Raw genomic sequence first — 15,434 nt, forward strand, 5'->3', positions numbered from 1 at the left:
GGTCGACGGTCGGGATTGCCCGCGACTCGAGAAGCGATCCGTGATCGCAGCGACACCCGGCGCCGACCACAGATCGGAGGGCCGCAGCGCGATCGGCTCGCCGGTCGGGGCGCGATCGGCTCGCCGCTCGGGGCGCATCGACGCTGCCCCGGCAACGACGGGACGCGCCCTTATGCCGCCAAAGCCCAGCTGTTACAGTGCCTTTCGAATTCTCGACCGCACACCACGCCGAATACCGTCGAGTGGTCGACATGCACGACTCGATGGAGGCGGCCGCCGATGCTGGTCATCAACGAACGCACAATGATGTCGCGATCCGAGCGGCGAGTGCTCGACTGGATGCGCACCTGGACCGGACCGCACGCCCTCGTGGGATTGGCGATCTCGGGGTGCTATCTGCCCGATCGCAACGGCCGACGCGAGGCGCAGGAAGCCGATCTCGTCGTGATCACCCCGACATCCGCGGTCGTCGTCGAGGTGAAAGGGATCGCGCCGGCGGCCACCTCCGGTGTACTGCTGGTACAGGCCAACGGGCGGTGGCGGTTGTCCGGTTTCGACGGTGATCCGATTCGCGTGCGCGAGCACGACGGCAGCCCGTTCGATCAGGTGACCACCAATGTCTTCAACTTGAAGGAACTGGTGCGCACGTTTCTCGCTACCGCCTTCGTTGATGGCTTGGTCGTCGTGGTCCCGCCCAAGGAATCGACGATCTCGGTGCAGGTGCAGTCACAGCGACACGGTTGCGGCGTGGTGCTCGGGTCCACCCCTGACGAGCTACGCTCCTGGTTCCGCGATACCGCCACCCGCCGGCTCGTCTGGAGCGCCGAGCGCGTGCATATGCTGCTCGGTGCGTTGAATCTGGCCGAAGAGGTCACTGTCGACGAGCTGGTCGGCGACGGCTTTCCGCGAGAACAGGCGTTGAACGCGACGCCGGTGACGCCCGGCAGCGAGGATCTCGGGGCGAACCCGTCTGCGGCCGATGGTTCGGATGCGGTAGATGCCTCCGAGTCGTCGGACCGTTCCGAACCCATCGACCCGGAGACGTCGGTACCCATCGACCCGGAGACGTCGGTACCCATCGACCCGGAGACGTCGGTACCCATCGCCCCGGAGACGTCGGTGTCGGGGCGACCACAGTCGTCGCCCTTTACCGACCAGTGGTCGTCGTGGATCGAAACCGATACCGATCGGCACGTGCCGGCACACTCCGAGCCCGCGCATGCTCGGTCCGTTCACGCCGAGCCCGCGCAGGCTCGGTCCGTTCACGGTGAGTCCGTGCACGCTGCTGAATCCGCGCCTGTGCCGGACGCGCCGGTGGCATCGACCGCGACGGTCGAAGGTGCGGACACCGTGCGGCGCGGCGCCGCACGATTCGATGTCACTCGGCGACCACGAATCGGGGATCTTCGGCGACGGTTCGCGGTGCCGGGGCGCCGCTCCCATGGCCCGACCCAGCGACCGCGGATGGGTCGTCATCGTCTCCAGCAGATCGCAGCGGTGGTGCTGATCGCGCTTGTTGCCGGCGTGATCTGGCTGCTGTCGGCTGCGCGCTCGACCCCCTCCGACGACGCGGTGCGACAGCCACCGGCGCCAGCGACCGCCGGGGTGGTCGTCACGTCCGCGCCACCGACTACCCAAACACAACCCCAGCTGGAATTGCTGCCGCTGTGTCTGCCACTGCTCGACGATTGCTGATTCGGGGCGGAGCCGTCGGACCCGAGCTCCGCGGCAGGTAGAACAACGCCGCCGGGCCGAATCGTCGAATTCGTGCATGCGATCGGGCCCAGCGGCGTCGTGGGAAGGTGGGTCAGACGGTCGGTTCGAAGGCCTCCGCGATGATCTCTGCCTGCTCCACCGCGTGGACCTTGCTCGAGCCCGAGGACGGAGCCGACATGGCGCGGCGGGAGATGCGGCGCAGCGGCCCGAGGTGCCGGGGGAGAACCTCCGGTAGGTTGAGGCCGAAGAACGGCCAGGCGCCCTGGTTGGCCGGTTCCTCCTGAACCCAGACCGCCTCGGTGGCATTCGGGTAGCCGTTGAGCGCTGTGCTCAGATGGTCGGCGGGCAGCGGGTAGAGTTGCTCGATCCGCACGACGGCGATGTCCTCACGCTTGCGCTTGGCCTTCTCCGCGATCAGTTCGTAGTAGAGCTTCCCGCTGGTCATGAGGATGCGTTCGACCTTGCCGCGGTCGCCGATGCCCTGTTCGTAGGCAGGCTCGTCGAACACCGGGTGGAACTCGCTCTCGGTGAAGTCTTTCAGATCCGAGATCACGGCCTTGTTCCGCAGCATCGACTTCGGCGTGAACACGATCAGGGGTCGGCGAATACCATCCAGCGCGTGCCGGCGCAGCAGATGGAAGTAGTTGGCCGGAGTGGATGGCACTGCGACGGTCATCGAACCTTCTGCGCACAGCTGGAGGAAGCGCTCGATACGCCCGGACGTATGGTCCGGGCCCTGGCCTTCGTGCCCATGCGGCAACAGGAGCACCACGTCGGACAACTGGCCCCATTTGGCTTCACCGGAGGAGATGAACTCGTCGATGATCGGCTGCGCGCCATTGACGAAGTCACCGAACTGGGCTTCCCACAACACCAGCGCATTGGGGTTGCCCAGGGAATACCCGTATTCGAAGCCGACGGCGGCGAATTCGCTCAGGGCCGAGTCGTGCACCGCGAACCACCCCGGTCGCTCGGCGCTGATGGTGTGCAGCGGTGTGTACTCCTTGGCGGTCTTCCGGTCGATGATGACCGCATGCCGCTGCGTGAACGTGCCGCGGCGTGAGTCCTGTCCGGTGAGGCGCACCGTACGGCCCTCGTCGATCAGCGTGCCGAATGCGAGCAGTTCGGCGAAGGCCCAGTCGATCTTGCCCTCGTAGGCCATGTCGCGACGCTTTTCCAGCACCGGCTTGACGCGCGGGTGCACATTGAACCCGTCGGGGACATCGAGAAAAGCGTCACCGATGCGCTGGAGGACCGCCTTGTCCACGGCCGTCGCGACGGCGCCCGGCCGTGGCTGGTCGCCTTCGACCGATTCGCTCGGCTCGGGCGAGTACTTCTCCAGTTCACGGACCTCGTTGAACACCCGCTCCAGCTGGCCCTGGTAGTCACGCAGCGCGTCCTCGGCTTCTTTCAGCGAGATGTCGCCACGCCCGATCAGACTCTCGGTGTATGCCTTACGGACCGAGCGCTTGGTGTCGATCACGTCGTACATGTACGGCTGGGTCATCGACGGGTCGTCACCTTCGTTGTGGCCGCGGCGACGGTAGCAGATCATGTCTATGACGACATCCTTGCGGAACTTCTGCCGGTAATCGACCGCCAGACGCGCCACCCAGTCGCATGCCTCCGGATCGTCCCCGTTCACGTGGAAGATCGGTGCACCGATGAACTTTGCGATATCGGTGGAGTATTCGGTGGAGCGGCTGTTCTCCGGAGCGGTGGTGAAGCCGATCTGGTTGTTCACCACGATGTGAATGGTGCCGCCGACCCGATAGCCGCGCAGCCCCGACATGTTCAGCGTCTCGGCGACCACGCCTTGGCCGGCGAATGCGGCATCACCGTGCAACATCAACGGCACCACCGAGTAGCCTCCCGGCCCGTCTCCTTTGTCCAGCAGATCCTGCTTGGCGCGGACCAGACCTTCCAGAACCGGATCCACCGCTTCCAGGTGCGAGGGATTGGCGGTCAAGGAGACCTCGATGTCGTTGTCGCCGAACATCTGCAGGTAGGTGCCGTGCGCGCCGAGGTGATACTTCACATCGCCCGAGCCGTGAGTGGCGGCCGGGTTCATATTGCCCTCGAACTCGGTGAAGATCTTCGAATAGGGTTTGCCGACGATATTGGCCAGCACGTTGAGCCGACCACGGTGTGGCATACCGATGACCACCTCGTCGAGAGCATGCTCGGCGCACTGGTCGATCACTGCGTCCATCATCGGTATGACGGCCTCGGCGCCCTCGAGCGAGAACCGCTTCTGCCCGACGTATTTCGTCTGGAGGAAGGTCTCGAATGCCTCCGCCGCGTTCAGCCGGTTCAGAATGTACTTCTGTTGTCCGATGGTCGGTTTGACGTGCTTCTGCTCGACCCGGTCCTGAATCCACTCCAACTGCTCCGGATCCAGGATGTGGGTGTACTCGACACCGATATGGCGACAGTAGGCATCGCGCAGAATGGACAGGACATCGCGCAACTTCATCCGCTCTTGGCCGTGGAAGCCCGCGACGGCGAATGCACGATCCAGGTCCCACAACGTCAGGCCGTGCTGCGTGACATCCAGGTCGGGATGGCTGCGGAACTTGTCTTTGATCAGCTGCAGTGGGTCGGTGTCGGCCATCAGGTGGCCGCGGTTGCGGTAGGCGGCGATCATCTCCAGGACTCGTGCACTCTTGTCCACGCCGCGTTCGCGGATGTCCTTGCGCCAGCGGACGGGCTCGTAGGGCACACCCAAGCCGTGGAAGATCTCGTCGAAGAAGTCGTCGGAGATCAGCAACTGATGAATGGTGCGCAGAAAGTCGCCGGATTCCGCACCCTGGATGATGCGGTGGTCGTAGGTGGAGGTCAGGGTCATCAGCTTGCCGACACCGAATTCCGCGATCCGCTCGTCACTCATGCCCTGGAATTCGGCCGGATACTCCATTGCTCCCGCGCCGATGATCGCGCCTTGGCCGTTCATCAGGCGGGGCACCGAGTGCACGGTGCCGATGGTGCCCGGATTGGTCAACGAGATGGTGACGCCGGCGAAGTCCTCGGCGGTCAGTTTGCCGTCGCGGGCACGGCGGACGACATCCTCGTAGGCGGTGTGGAACTGTCCGAACGTCATCGACTCGCAACCCTTGATGGCCGCGACGACCAGCGAGCGGTTTCCGCCTTTGCCGGGCAGATCGATCGCGAGGCCGAGATTGGTGTGCGCCGGGGTGACCGCGTTGGGCTTGCCGTCGATCTCGGCATAGTGCCGATTCATGTTCGGGAAGGCTTCGACCGCCTGCACGATGGCGTAGCCGAGCAGATGGGTGAAAGAAATCTTGCCGCCCCGGGTACGGGCCAAATGGTTGTTGATGACCAGGCGGTTGTCGATCATCAGCTTGGCGGGGATGGCACGCACGCTGGTTGCGGTGGGGATGCTCAGCGACGCGGCCATATTCTTCGCCACGGCCGCGGCGGCGCCACGGAGCACGGTGGCCTCGTCGGTGGCGGCACTGGCACTCCTCGGACCGGACGTGGGCGCGGCGTTCGACAACGGCGCCGGAGTGGTCTGTGGGGCGCGGGCGCTCGCGGGCGCCCGGACGCCGGGCGGCGGGGTGACCGGAGCGGCTGGCTTCGACGCCACGGGAGCGGCGGCTGCAGGCGGGGGAGCCGAAGGAGCGGACGGTGTGGGCGCGCCCGTGCGCGCTGCGGGAGAACCAGTGGGGGGCGTCGGGGTGGGTGCCGTGGTGGTGGTCGGTGCCGAGGCAGGAGACGCCTGCGTGGCAGCGGTCTGACTGTTGCCGGATTCGCCACTCGCGTCTGGCGTGTAGTCGGCCAGGAACTCGTGCCAGCTCTCGTCGACCGACGAGGGGTCCTGTTTGAACCTCTGATACATCTCGTCGACGAGCCACTGGTTCTGTCCGAACTGGGAAGTTGAGCTGCTCACAGCAGGTGTTCGCCTCATTTCGTTCTTCGCGCTGCGACGTTTGTGACGTGCCCGGCACAGGGCTCGGCTGGTGCCCGCCGATGCGCCCCCCTCCGAGAATAGGCCCAGTGGCCTACCGACGGACTCACTGACCGTCCGACACCCCCAACCGCATAGGTGACGACCCGTCGGTCCTCGAGAATATTCCCTCGGTCGTCCCGGCCGCTTCCCATAGTCGGGCGTAGGTCCCCCCGGCCGCGAGCAGCTCGTCATGGCGACCGAATTCGACGATCCGCCCATGGTCTACCACGGCGATTCGGTCGGCGCGCGCGGCGGTGTTCAGGCGGTGCGCCACGATCACCGTCGTCCGGTCGCGGCTCAGCGATCGGCTCGCTGCCAGCACAGATGCCTCGGAATCCGGATCCAGCGTCGCGGTCGCCTCATCGAGCAACAGCACGTCCGGTGCGACCAGTTCGGCCCGTGCCAGGGCGATCAGCTGACGTTGCCCTGCCGACAGGCCACGACCGCGCTCGCCGACAGGTTGAGCCAACCCCAGCGGCAAGGAAGCGATCGTCTCCGTCGCGCCCACCGCGGCGACGGCCGCGGCGACTTGTTCGGCATCCGCAAATGGTTGTCCGAATTTTATGTTGCTCGCTACGTCGCCGGCGAACAGGTGAGCTTCCTGCGGGACGATACCGAGCCGGGAGCGGTAGTCGGCGAGGCGGAAGTCGCGGATATCTGTACCGCCCGCACGGATTGCGCCGGATTCGTGGCCCTGCGTCGGTGTTGCGTCGCCAGTCGGGGCGTGCGGCGGGTCCGCAGGCAGGTCGTACAGCCGCGCCAGCACCTTGACCACTGTCGACTTGCCTGCACCGGTAGGACCGACCAGCGCCAGGGTGGACCCCGCCGGGATATGCAGGCTGACTCCGTCCAACGCCGGAATCCGGCTTCCCGTATAGCGGAAGCGCACGTCGTCGAGAACGATATCGCCGGACAGCCGGTTCGTGATCGGCACCGGGTCGACCGGATCGGCGCCGATCGAAGAGGGCGTACGCAGCAGCTGCCCGATTCGGCGAAGGCCCACCCTGGCCTGCTGGTAGCTGTCGAATGCTTGCGACAGCTGCAGGATCGGCCCGAACAACAGCTGCAGGTACAACACGAACGCGATCAGAGTTCCCGTGCTGGTCGCTCCAGCGGCTACTTCGCGGGCCCCGAAGAACACCACCGCGGCCAGCGCCACGTCTGCCCATCCGCCGACGAATGCGAAGTACAGCGCGATTGCCCGCTGTGCCCGCAGCCGGCTGTCGCGGTAGCGGCGGGAGTACTCCGCGAAACGCCGCGCCGCCCGCGGCTCGTGTCGATTCGCCTGCACCGCGCGCAGTCCTGCGACATTCTCGTGGAAATCGGCATTGACCGCGGACACGCGCTCTCGGGAGATCGTGTACGAGGTGGAGGACACTCGTCGGAACAGTGCCGTCGCGATCACCAGTGCGGGCACGGTGGCCAGCACCGCCGCAGCCAGCGTGAGGTCGATGACGCACAGTGCCACCGTGATTCCGGTCAGTGTGAGTAGGCCGACCAGGGTGGTCGCCACTCCGGTTTGCAGAAACGTCGACAATGCGTCGACGTCGGTCGTCATCCGAGTCATGATGCGCCCGGACAACTCTCGTTCGTAGTAGTCCAACCCGAGCCGCTGCAGGTGGGCGAAGCTGCGCACTCGTAAAGTGAACAGCACCCGTTCTCCGGTGCGGGCGGTCAGCACGGTCGTTGCCACGCCGACGACCCAGCCGGCCGCGGCGAGGATCGCTCCCAGGGCGGTCGCGCGAAGTACGACTTCGGCGTCGCCGGCGAGCACCCCGCCGTCGATCGCGTAGCGCACCAGCGGTGGGAACGAGATGCCGATCACCGCGTCCGCGGCCAGTAGCGCCATCACCGCCGCGACCAGCCCACGCACCGGGTGCAGCATGCGGCCGAGCCGAAAACCCGGATCGGGTTCGCGAAACTGCCGCGCATCCGAATGCGGCTGTTCCGTGGCGGGCGGCAGGCTTTCGATCGTGCGCCGCAGTTCGGGTGTTGCGCCCACCGTCGTCGGCGCGTCGAACGAGCCGCCGACGGTCGGACGAGTGTGTGTCGGATCGGTGGAGAGCCTGGTGGCTACCGCTTCCGCCCCAGGGCCGGAGGTTCGAGTGGGCGCGGGCAGTCGGATCACCCGGTCGGCGTGGGCGAGTGTCGATTCTCGATGTGCCAGGATCAGCGTGGTGCGTGTCTCGCGGTCGGAGAGCCCGTCGAAGATCGCGGCCTCGGTAACCGCGTCCACTGCCGAGGTGGCGTCGTCGAGCACCAGAATGCGTGGGCGCGCCAACAGCGCTCGCGCCAGTGCGATGCGCTGCCGTTGCCCGCCGGACAGAGTCAGACCGCGGTCGCCGACCACGGTGTCGTATCCGTCGGGCAACTCGGCGATGAAGTCGTGGGCCGCGGCGCGTGTGGCTGCCTGTCGGATCTCCTCGTCGGTCGCATGCGGGTTGCCCAGCGCGATATTGGCGGCAATGGTGTCGGAGAACAGGAAGGGTTCGTCGAAGACGACGCCGACGGCCGCGCGCAGATCGGCGGAGCGAAACTCGGCGATGTCGATCGCCCGGGCTCGCTCGCCGAACAGTCGGATGGCACCGGAATCCGGGGTGTAGAACCGGGGGAGCAGCAGCGCCAGAGTCGATTTGCCCGAGCCTGCGGGGCCGATGACCGCGACAGTTTCGCCAGGGCGAATCCGCAGGTCGATGTCGCGCAGGACGGGTTGTCCGGGGTCGAAACCGAAGGTGAGGGCGTCGATCTCGATGCCGAGGGGTCCGCTCGGAACATCCTCCGGGCGTGGTGGTTCGGTGATGACCGGTGTGGTGTCGATCACCTCGAACACGCGCTCGGCTGCCGCTCGGGTCAGTTGCGCCATCACCACCACCGACGACAGGATGCGCGCGGTCGAGGTCATGACCGCGACGTACGCGGCGAACGCGACGAAGGTACCCATCCCGATGCTGCCGCGCAGCGCGAGCAACCCGCCGAGGGCGATCACCGCGACCATTCCCAGTTGGGGAATAGTCGCGACCGTGGGTGCGAACCTCGCATCGATCTTTGCCACGCGCATCCGCTCGGCGAAAAGAGTCCGGCCGTGCCGCTCCAGCAGATCGATCATTCTCGATTCCTGGCCGAAACCTTTGACCACCCGCACGCCGGTTACCGTTTCCTCGACGTGCTGGGCGAGGTCGGCCGCGCGCTGTTGTGCCGACCAGGTAGCCGCGTGTAGCCGTGGTCGCGTGCGATAGACGACCAGCCCGATGGCCGGGACCACCAGCAGCGCCACCGCAGCCAGCGGCACCGACAGCCAGACCATGACCGCGGCGGCGAGCACGAATTCCAACAGCGCCATACCGGACAAGGGCGCCATTGCGAGCAGACCCTGTACCTGCTGCAGATCGGTGATCGACCTCGATACCACCTGCCCGGTGCGCAGGGTGTCCTGTCCGGTTCCGTCGAGCCGTTGCAAGGAGCCCAGTAGATCGATTCGCAGCGTGTGCTGGACTTCGAGCGAGAGCCTTCCGGCCAACCAGCGCCGCCCGAAGCCCGCCGCGAACCGACCGACGGCCAGCGCCAGGATCAGTCCCGCGACCGCGCCGATCGCGGCCGTGTCGCCCAGGCCCGCCGCGTCGATCGCCCGCTTGGTCAGCAGTGGTCCGGCGGTTTCGACGACCGCGCCACCGAGCACCACGGCTGCGAGACCGGCGAGAATCCTCCGATGTCGTCGGCATTCGCCCCATAGCGTGCGAATCCACGCCGGCTTCCCGACCCCGACCACTTCGCCTGCCAGTTCCCTCTGTCGTCCTATTTTCTCCTCGACTGTATCGACGCGCACCGACGGATCGGTGTTCCACGTGAGTCGGAGATCACAGCTCCTCGGTGCGCAGCCGCCGCCAGGTGGCAACGCTCAGCCCGGCGGTCCACAGCACCAGGACCACGGCCGCGGCTGCAGGCGGAGCGAGGATGTCGGTGTCGGAGAAGGATCCGACGGCTACGGTAGCGACGGTTGCCGACAGTGGCAGCACAGCCGCGACGCCAGGAAGATCGATACCGGAGGCGAGCAGCCACAGTATCGGCTCGGCGAGCACGATCCAGCCGAGCAAAAGCGCCACCGCACGCGACGACGATCGAAGAAGCACTCCTGTGCTCAGGCCGATCAACGCCCAGCAGACCGTAGCCAGCGCACCACCGCCGAGCACCGCGACCAGCTCCAGGGTCACGGAGATCTTGCCTCGGCCGGCGCCGAACAGTCCCACGAGTGCAACGATCTCCACTGCGACCGCGCTGGCGAGCGCGCAGCAACCGGTGACAAAGAACTTTGCCGCCGCGAGCCGATCGCGGTCGACGGACAGCAGCGTGCTCACCTGCATCGTGTGGTATTCGAACTCGCCACCGCCACCCTTTGCGCCGACGGCGGCTGCTGCCAGCATCAGCAGCGCGAGTCCGACATAGAGTCCGAGTGTCGCGGTGCCCGTGACCGGCTGGCCGGCCGGATCCACCGGTCCGGCAAAGGTTGCCGAGGTGATACTCGCCAGCAGTGCGCCCGTCAGGAGAACGCTGGCGACCAGCACCACGTGCGGCATCGTGACCAGCTTGCGGATTTCGGAGACGACGTTCGGCACCAGGCCTGCGGGCAGGATCGAGATCATCGTGGGATTCCATAGGGTATCGATGGCGAGTACCGAGCGCCGGTCTCGGCAGGGCCGTGACGGCGCGGGGCGGTCGGTGCCGTGGGCCTGGTCAGCGCCGCGAGCACTCGATCGGGCGAGATCGGGTCCATGCTGATGTCGTCGAGTCGTGCGCCTGCCGTCGCTGCGGCCGTTCTGATCTGCGCCACGGTCGCTTCGGCTACCGCGAGGCGCCCGTCCGCGCGAATCACCGCGTCGGCAAACCCATGTGCGGCGAGCACGGTCGCGAGCGCGACCGGGGCAGGGGTACCCACGACCACGCGGTCGGGATATCGGCGGCGCAATCGCGCGGGGCTGCCGTGGTAGGCCACGGCGCCCTGGTTCAGCACGATCAGGTCATCGGTTCCGGGCAGTACAGCGGACAGACTATCGCTGGTCAGCACAGCGCTACCTCCGCGTCGGGCGTGCCGGCGTAGATAGTCGAGCAACCAGCCGCGCTCGCGGTGTTCGAGACCGGCCATCGGCTCGTCGAGTACCAACACCGGCGGATCGCTCAGGAGTGCGGTGGCCAGCGCCAATCGAGTCTGTTGCCAGATCGACAATGCGCGTGCTCTGGTCGTGGCCTGCTCGGTCAATTCCACGAGTTCGAGCACCTCGGCCACGCGGGTGTCCGCGACACCCGCCGCCGCCGCGTAGATCCACAGGTGATCGCGTGCCGTTCGAGCCGGATGCAACCCGCGGGTCGCGAGCACGCTACCGACCAGGCGGGCCGACTGTGGTGTGTCGTGCCCCGGTGGTGCTCCCGTGGACGAGGCCCGGGTGGGGGCGGGAATGCTGGATGCAAGTCCGTGGACGGACGCGGTGCCGGAGGTGGGCAGGGTCAGACCGAGCAGGGCACGCACAATGGTCGTCTTGCCCGCGCCTGGCGGTCCGACCAGCGCCGCGACGGTACCGAACGCGACCGTGAAGCTGACATCGGTCACCGCGGCGGTCGGCTCGTACCGTTTGGTCAATCCACGGACCGCGCACGCGATCGGACCCCTCGCCGTCATCGGTCGCTCGAAGGTCGTCGGTGCTCGGACCGGGCGGCCGGGCCGGTATCGGCATCGACGACCAGCCGATCGGTGGGCCACAGCGCCGGTGCAGACCCGAACGCGTTGCGCGCGTTGGCGATCGTCGCAGAGCCCAATGCGCGATTGCCCGCACCGCCGATCACCGCGCCGACACCGGCCGGCAGCACCTTGCCCACGATCAGCGCGGTCCGTTTGGTGAACCATCGCACGATGAACCGTTCGAGCAGCGAGTCGTTCACGCCCGCGAGTCCAGGAATCCGATGGGCGAAGGTAGCGCCCCAGTTCTTCGCTGTGGAGCCGATCCGTTTCTGCAGGATCTCGATGCCGCGTTCACCCAGCACGACCGTCAGGACCAGCGCCCTGCGCTGCTGCCGGTCTTCGGGCGATATGCCGTGCACCGCGGCCACCGAGAGTGTGAACACTGCCGATGCCTCCAGGAAGAACGCGGTTTCCGCGGTCACTGCAGCGATTGCGGACACAGTGCCGATCCCAGGGAATGTTGCGGTCGCCCCTGCCGCCGCACCGCTTCCGGTCACTGCGAGCAGGTAGTGTCGCTCCAGCCGTGCGATGATCTGCGCGGGGCTGTCGTCGGGATGGGCCTGCCGAAGCCGGTCGACATACCCGGCCACCGCGGGCGCCTGTACCCGGGATCCGGTGTCGAGCAGTTCGACCACCGCCTTCTCGAACCCGCCCTGGAGCATCCGTGGCACCCTCCTTCTCCGGTCTGCTGTCTTGCACTGTATGGCACCGGTCGCCGTCGGCCGGTGTCGGCGACGACCTACCCGACCGGATCAGTTCTGCTGCGTCGACCTCACATTCGACACCGTACGCTGGCCGGATGAGTGAAAAGAAGGCCACCGGACTGCAGCGCGAGGTCACCGACGGCGGTGCCGAGGTGGCGACGCTGACCCTCGCCCATCCGCCGCTCAATCTGTTCGATCGGCAGATGCTCGACGCACTGATCGTCGATATCGCCGAGTTGTCGGCGCGCCCGCCCCGGGCGGTGCTCTTGCGTGCGGAGGGCAAAGTGGTGTCGGGTGGGGTCGATGTACACATGTTCGACGGACTCGACGTCGACCAAGGCGTCGATTTGTGGCGGACTCTGTTCGCGCGGATCATCCATCCGCTGGAGGCGTTGCCCTGCCCGGTGGTGTTCGCCGCGCATGGACTGACCTTGACCGCCGCATTCGAAATCGCGCTCGCCTGCGACATCGTGCTCGCCGCGCCCCAAGCGAAATTCGGATTGGTGGAGACAGTGGTCGGGTTGACTCCGTCGATGGGTGGCCCGCAGCGATTGGCCGAGCGCGCTGGGTCGGGCCGTGCTCGCGAACTCGTGATGACCGGCGACCTCTACGACGCGGCGACGATGGCCGCATGGGGTGTGGTCAATGCAGTGCACGACGATGTCGACGCGGCGGCGACCGCGATGGTTCGAAAATTCGCCGATGGTCCGACCGTGGCGCACGCAGCGACCAAGAAGATCATCGAAGCGTGGCGTTCCGGTGGTGTCGCACATGCGGATTCGATCACGCCCGAGGCCTCCGGTGCGCTGTTCGACACCGAGGACCTCCGCGGTGCGGTGCGCAGCTTTCTCGACGTCGGTCCGGGGAAGGCCAGCTACGCCGGCCGGTGACCGATCGGACACAATTACCATTTTTCCGTGCGCGTTTGTGACATTGGTCATATAGTCGCAGTGCCTGACGACTCTAGGCGCGCGGAGGACGAATGTCGCAGTTGCTCGTCGAATACCCTTTGTCCAGCCCACAGGTTTGGGACGTCCCATTGGCGCGCGGCGCGGATGGTGTGTTGCGCTATGGAAACCTGACTCCTGCGCTGACCGAGTTGTTGGATCTACGGATCCATACCTTCGCCGCGCGCGAGGCCGTGGTGGAGGTCGGCGGACCCCGTCTGACCTACCGGGAGCTGTGGCATTCGGCCTCCCGGATCGCGGGCGGTCTGCAAGAGCACGGAATCGGCTACGGCGACCGGATTGCGATCCACATGCCCTCCGGCGTGCGGTGGGTGCAAGCCTTTCTCGGCGCATTGCTCAGCGGTGCGGTACCGGTGTTGGTGCCCGACGGGCTGTCGTCGCCGGTGGCCGAGCGCGTGATCACCAACAGCCATGCCGATTTCGTTCTGGGTTCCCAGGGTGCGGGCATCGAACTACCCGACGGCGCCGCCTATATCGACGACGGCGCGGCGTTGGCCGACCTGGCGCTGTTGTGTTACACCAGTGGCGCTGCCACCCCCAAGGGGGTGGAGTTGACCAACGAGAACCTGCTGTCTGCGGTTCGCTCGGTCGTTGCCGCGCAGGATCTGCCCAGTGACGGTCTGCGCAACTTGGTGCTGTTGCCCTTGGCCCATGCCAGTGGGTGTGTCGACCAGTTGCTGCCGACCTTCGCGGTCGGCGGCACGGTGGTACTGGCCCGCGACATCTGCGGCATGGTCGAAGCCATCGCGGCCGAGCAGGTCGATATGCTCGCCGCGACGCCGCGAATCTTCGCACGCCTGCTGTGCGAACTCGCCGAGTTGCGCGCCGATGGACTGCGTACCGAGGGGATCGTCCGGATCAGCACGGCCGGTCATCGCGCCGAGCGCGCTGCGCCGCCGGCCGTCTCCGGTGATCTGGCGGTCGAGTTGCGCGAGGTTTTTCCCGCCGCTCGGCAATGGTCGGTCTGGGGTGCGACGGAGACCAGCGGTATCGGCCTTGCGGTGGACGATGGCGAGGCCGCGGCCGACAGGTCGGATGCGGTGCTCGGGTTCCCGTTCGGTGGTATGGAGTTGGCGCTTCTGGGACCGCAGGCAATGGCGGGCAATGGTGAGTTGCTGTGTCGTGGGCCGAATGTCACCTCGCGCTATTGGAACGACCCCGCCGCGACGGCGCAACGGTTCACCGGAGCGTGGTTCCACACCGGCGACCAGGTCACCATCGGCGCCGATGGTTTGGTGCGGCGCCGGTCGAGTGATCTCGGCTCACTCCAACATGCGCGTGCGTAACCGCTCGATCAGGTCGGGCGTGAGCCCGACAGCGGCGAGGTAACCCCGCAGATCCCCGTGTAGTTCGGTCATCGCGGTGGTGGCGCTGTCCAGATATTCCGGGTGCACGCCGAGCAGGTCGTCGGGGAACTCCATCCCCGATGCGGGTTTCGTGGTGAGCATCGAGCGTAGGGCGGACACAGCGGCGTTGCTGAGCAGATAGTCGGCCCGCACGTCCGCTTCGGCGACACCGATCGCGCGCAGCAGCGTTGCCACGGCCCAGCCGGTGCGGTCTTTGCCCGCAGCGCAATGCACCAGCACAGCCCCCTCGCTGCGCACGACGGACTCGGCGACGGCGCGGATTGCGGCGTGTGCCTCGGGTAGCGCCGGGAACATGCGGTAGACCGCGAGCATGTGCTCGTAGGCGTTGGCGACGGCCTTCTCGTGTGGAGGCCTGCCAGTGATGCCGGAATCGAACGGAGTGACGCTCAAACGGACGTCGTCGGGGAGTCGGTCGGCGCCGATGTGCTCGATCTCGCGCCATCCGCGCAGGTCGTGGACGTGGTCGACGCGCAGTTGCCGCAATACTGCATGGCCGGCGTCATCGAGTCCGCTCAACTGGGCCGAGCGCAGGAGCACGCCGGGGCGCACCCGTGCGCCACCTTCCGCGCCGAGTCCGCCGGTATCGCGGAAGTTGAACGTGCCGGAGAGGAAGAAATGGTCGGCTGGGGGCAACGCGGTCACCGGCTCAGGCTAGTGGCACCGGGACATGCAGTGGTGTGGGTCACTGTGCGAACACGGAGTGAGCTGACCGATATGGGTGTTTCCGATGTGTGATTTGCCATAACGTCCCAGTTGCGCGGATGCGACCACACCGTAATCAATGGTCTTCGAAACGTCGGACTCGTTTCGAAATCGGCCATAGTACTTCGCATCCCATGGGGTGCAGCACAGAATCGTCCCGACATCGAGGCGAGTTGAAAACATTCCTGAGGTTTGTAAATACCCACAGAAGCAGTTCCTAAACTCGGAAAACGCTCTACGATTGAGGCCGTTGGACCGGGCACTTCTGAGGATTCTCGA

The 15,434-nt window shown here is 66.5% G+C and carries 9 protein-coding genes; 3 read left to right on the plus strand and 6 right to left on the minus strand.

The genetic code is table 11. The features are described 5' to 3' along the window. The first annotated feature begins 279 nt into the window (after nucleotides 1-279). Nucleotides 280-1,695 (plus strand): nuclease-related domain-containing protein, encoded by a 1,416-nt coding sequence (locus K940_RS0108965; RefSeq protein WP_028477251.1) that lies wholly within the window; start codon nucleotides 280-282, stop codon nucleotides 1,693-1,695. 112 nt (nucleotides 1,696-1,807) lie between these two features. Here K940_RS0108965 and K940_RS0108970 read toward each other — a convergent pair whose 3' ends face one another. The 5 genes from K940_RS0108970 to K940_RS0108990 form a co-directional block, all read right to left on the minus strand. After that, nucleotides 1,808-5,644 (minus strand): multifunctional oxoglutarate decarboxylase/oxoglutarate dehydrogenase thiamine pyrophosphate-binding subunit/dihydrolipoyllysine-residue succinyltransferase subunit, encoded by a 3,837-nt coding sequence (locus K940_RS0108970; RefSeq protein ID WP_081706238.1) that lies wholly within the window; start codon nucleotides 5,642-5,644, stop codon nucleotides 1,808-1,810. Nucleotides 5,645-5,750: 106 nt separating this feature from the next. Continuing rightward, nucleotides 5,751-9,452, minus strand: coding sequence for an ABC transporter ATP-binding protein (locus tag K940_RS0108975; RefSeq protein WP_051407031.1), 3,702 nt, complete (start codon nucleotides 9,450-9,452; stop codon nucleotides 5,751-5,753). An 88-nt stretch (nucleotides 9,453-9,540) separates the two neighbouring features. After that, nucleotides 9,541-10,323: an ABC transporter permease gene (locus tag K940_RS0108980; RefSeq protein WP_028477254.1), complete on the minus strand. Its 783-nt coding sequence runs from the start codon at nucleotides 10,321-10,323 to the stop codon at nucleotides 9,541-9,543. Then, nucleotides 10,320-11,354, minus strand: a complete 1,035-nt coding sequence (locus K940_RS0108985; protein ID WP_028477255.1) for an ABC transporter ATP-binding protein — start codon at nucleotides 11,352-11,354, stop codon at nucleotides 10,320-10,322. Before K940_RS0108985 ends, K940_RS0108980 begins: the two co-directional genes overlap by 4 nt. Beyond that, nucleotides 11,351-12,076, minus strand: coding sequence for a membrane protein (locus tag K940_RS0108990; RefSeq protein ID WP_028477256.1), 726 nt, complete (start codon nucleotides 12,074-12,076; stop codon nucleotides 11,351-11,353). The genes K940_RS0108985 and K940_RS0108990 overlap by 4 nt, the downstream gene beginning before the upstream one ends. Nucleotides 12,077-12,213: 137 nt before the next feature. Here K940_RS0108990 and K940_RS0108995 point away from each other — a divergent pair, with 137 nt between their 5' ends. Beyond that, the gene (locus K940_RS0108995) at nucleotides 12,214-13,008 is read left to right on the plus strand and encodes an enoyl-CoA hydratase/isomerase family protein (protein WP_028477257.1); all 795 of its coding nucleotides are present in this window, start codon (nucleotides 12,214-12,216) and stop codon (nucleotides 13,006-13,008) included. Nucleotides 13,009-13,100: 92 nt separating this feature from the next. Further along, on the plus strand, nucleotides 13,101-14,372 hold the full coding sequence (locus K940_RS27565; RefSeq protein WP_036528000.1) for a class I adenylate-forming enzyme family protein: 1,272 nt from the start codon (nucleotides 13,101-13,103) through the stop codon (nucleotides 14,370-14,372). Here the strand turns inward: K940_RS27565 and K940_RS0109005 are convergent. After that, on the minus strand, nucleotides 14,349-15,095 hold the full coding sequence (locus K940_RS0109005; RefSeq protein ID WP_028477258.1) for a tyrosine-protein phosphatase: 747 nt from the start codon (nucleotides 15,093-15,095) through the stop codon (nucleotides 14,349-14,351). The two genes, K940_RS27565 and K940_RS0109005, sit on opposite strands and share 24 nt — an antisense overlap. Nucleotides 15,096-15,434: the final 339 nt, after the last annotated feature.

This window comes from Nocardia sp. CNY236 (genome assembly GCF_000482385.1).
In the GTDB taxonomy this organism is placed as follows: Bacteria; Actinomycetota; Actinomycetes; order Mycobacteriales; family Mycobacteriaceae; genus Nocardia.

Coding starts and splice junctions, on each gene's coding strand:
- K940_RS0108980 (WP_028477254.1), bottom strand. CDS start 10,323: ATGATCTCGATCCTGCCCGCAGGCCTGGTGCCGAACGTCGTCTCCGAA.
- K940_RS0108965 (WP_028477251.1), top strand. CDS start 280: ATGCTGGTCATCAACGAACGCACAATGATGTCGCGATCCGAGCGGCGA.
- K940_RS27565 (WP_036528000.1), top strand. CDS start 13,101: ATGTCGCAGTTGCTCGTCGAATACCCTTTGTCCAGCCCACAGGTTTGG.
- K940_RS0108990 (WP_028477256.1), bottom strand. CDS start 12,076: ATGCTCCAGGGCGGGTTCGAGAAGGCGGTGGTCGAACTGCTCGACACC.
- K940_RS0108985 (WP_028477255.1), bottom strand. CDS start 11,354: ATGACGGCGAGGGGTCCGATCGCGTGCGCGGTCCGTGGATTGACCAAA.
- K940_RS0108995 (WP_028477257.1), top strand. CDS start 12,214: ATGAGTGAAAAGAAGGCCACCGGACTGCAGCGCGAGGTCACCGACGGC.
- K940_RS0108970 (WP_081706238.1), bottom strand. CDS start 5,644: ATGAGGCGAACACCTGCTGTGAGCAGCTCAACTTCCCAGTTCGGACAG.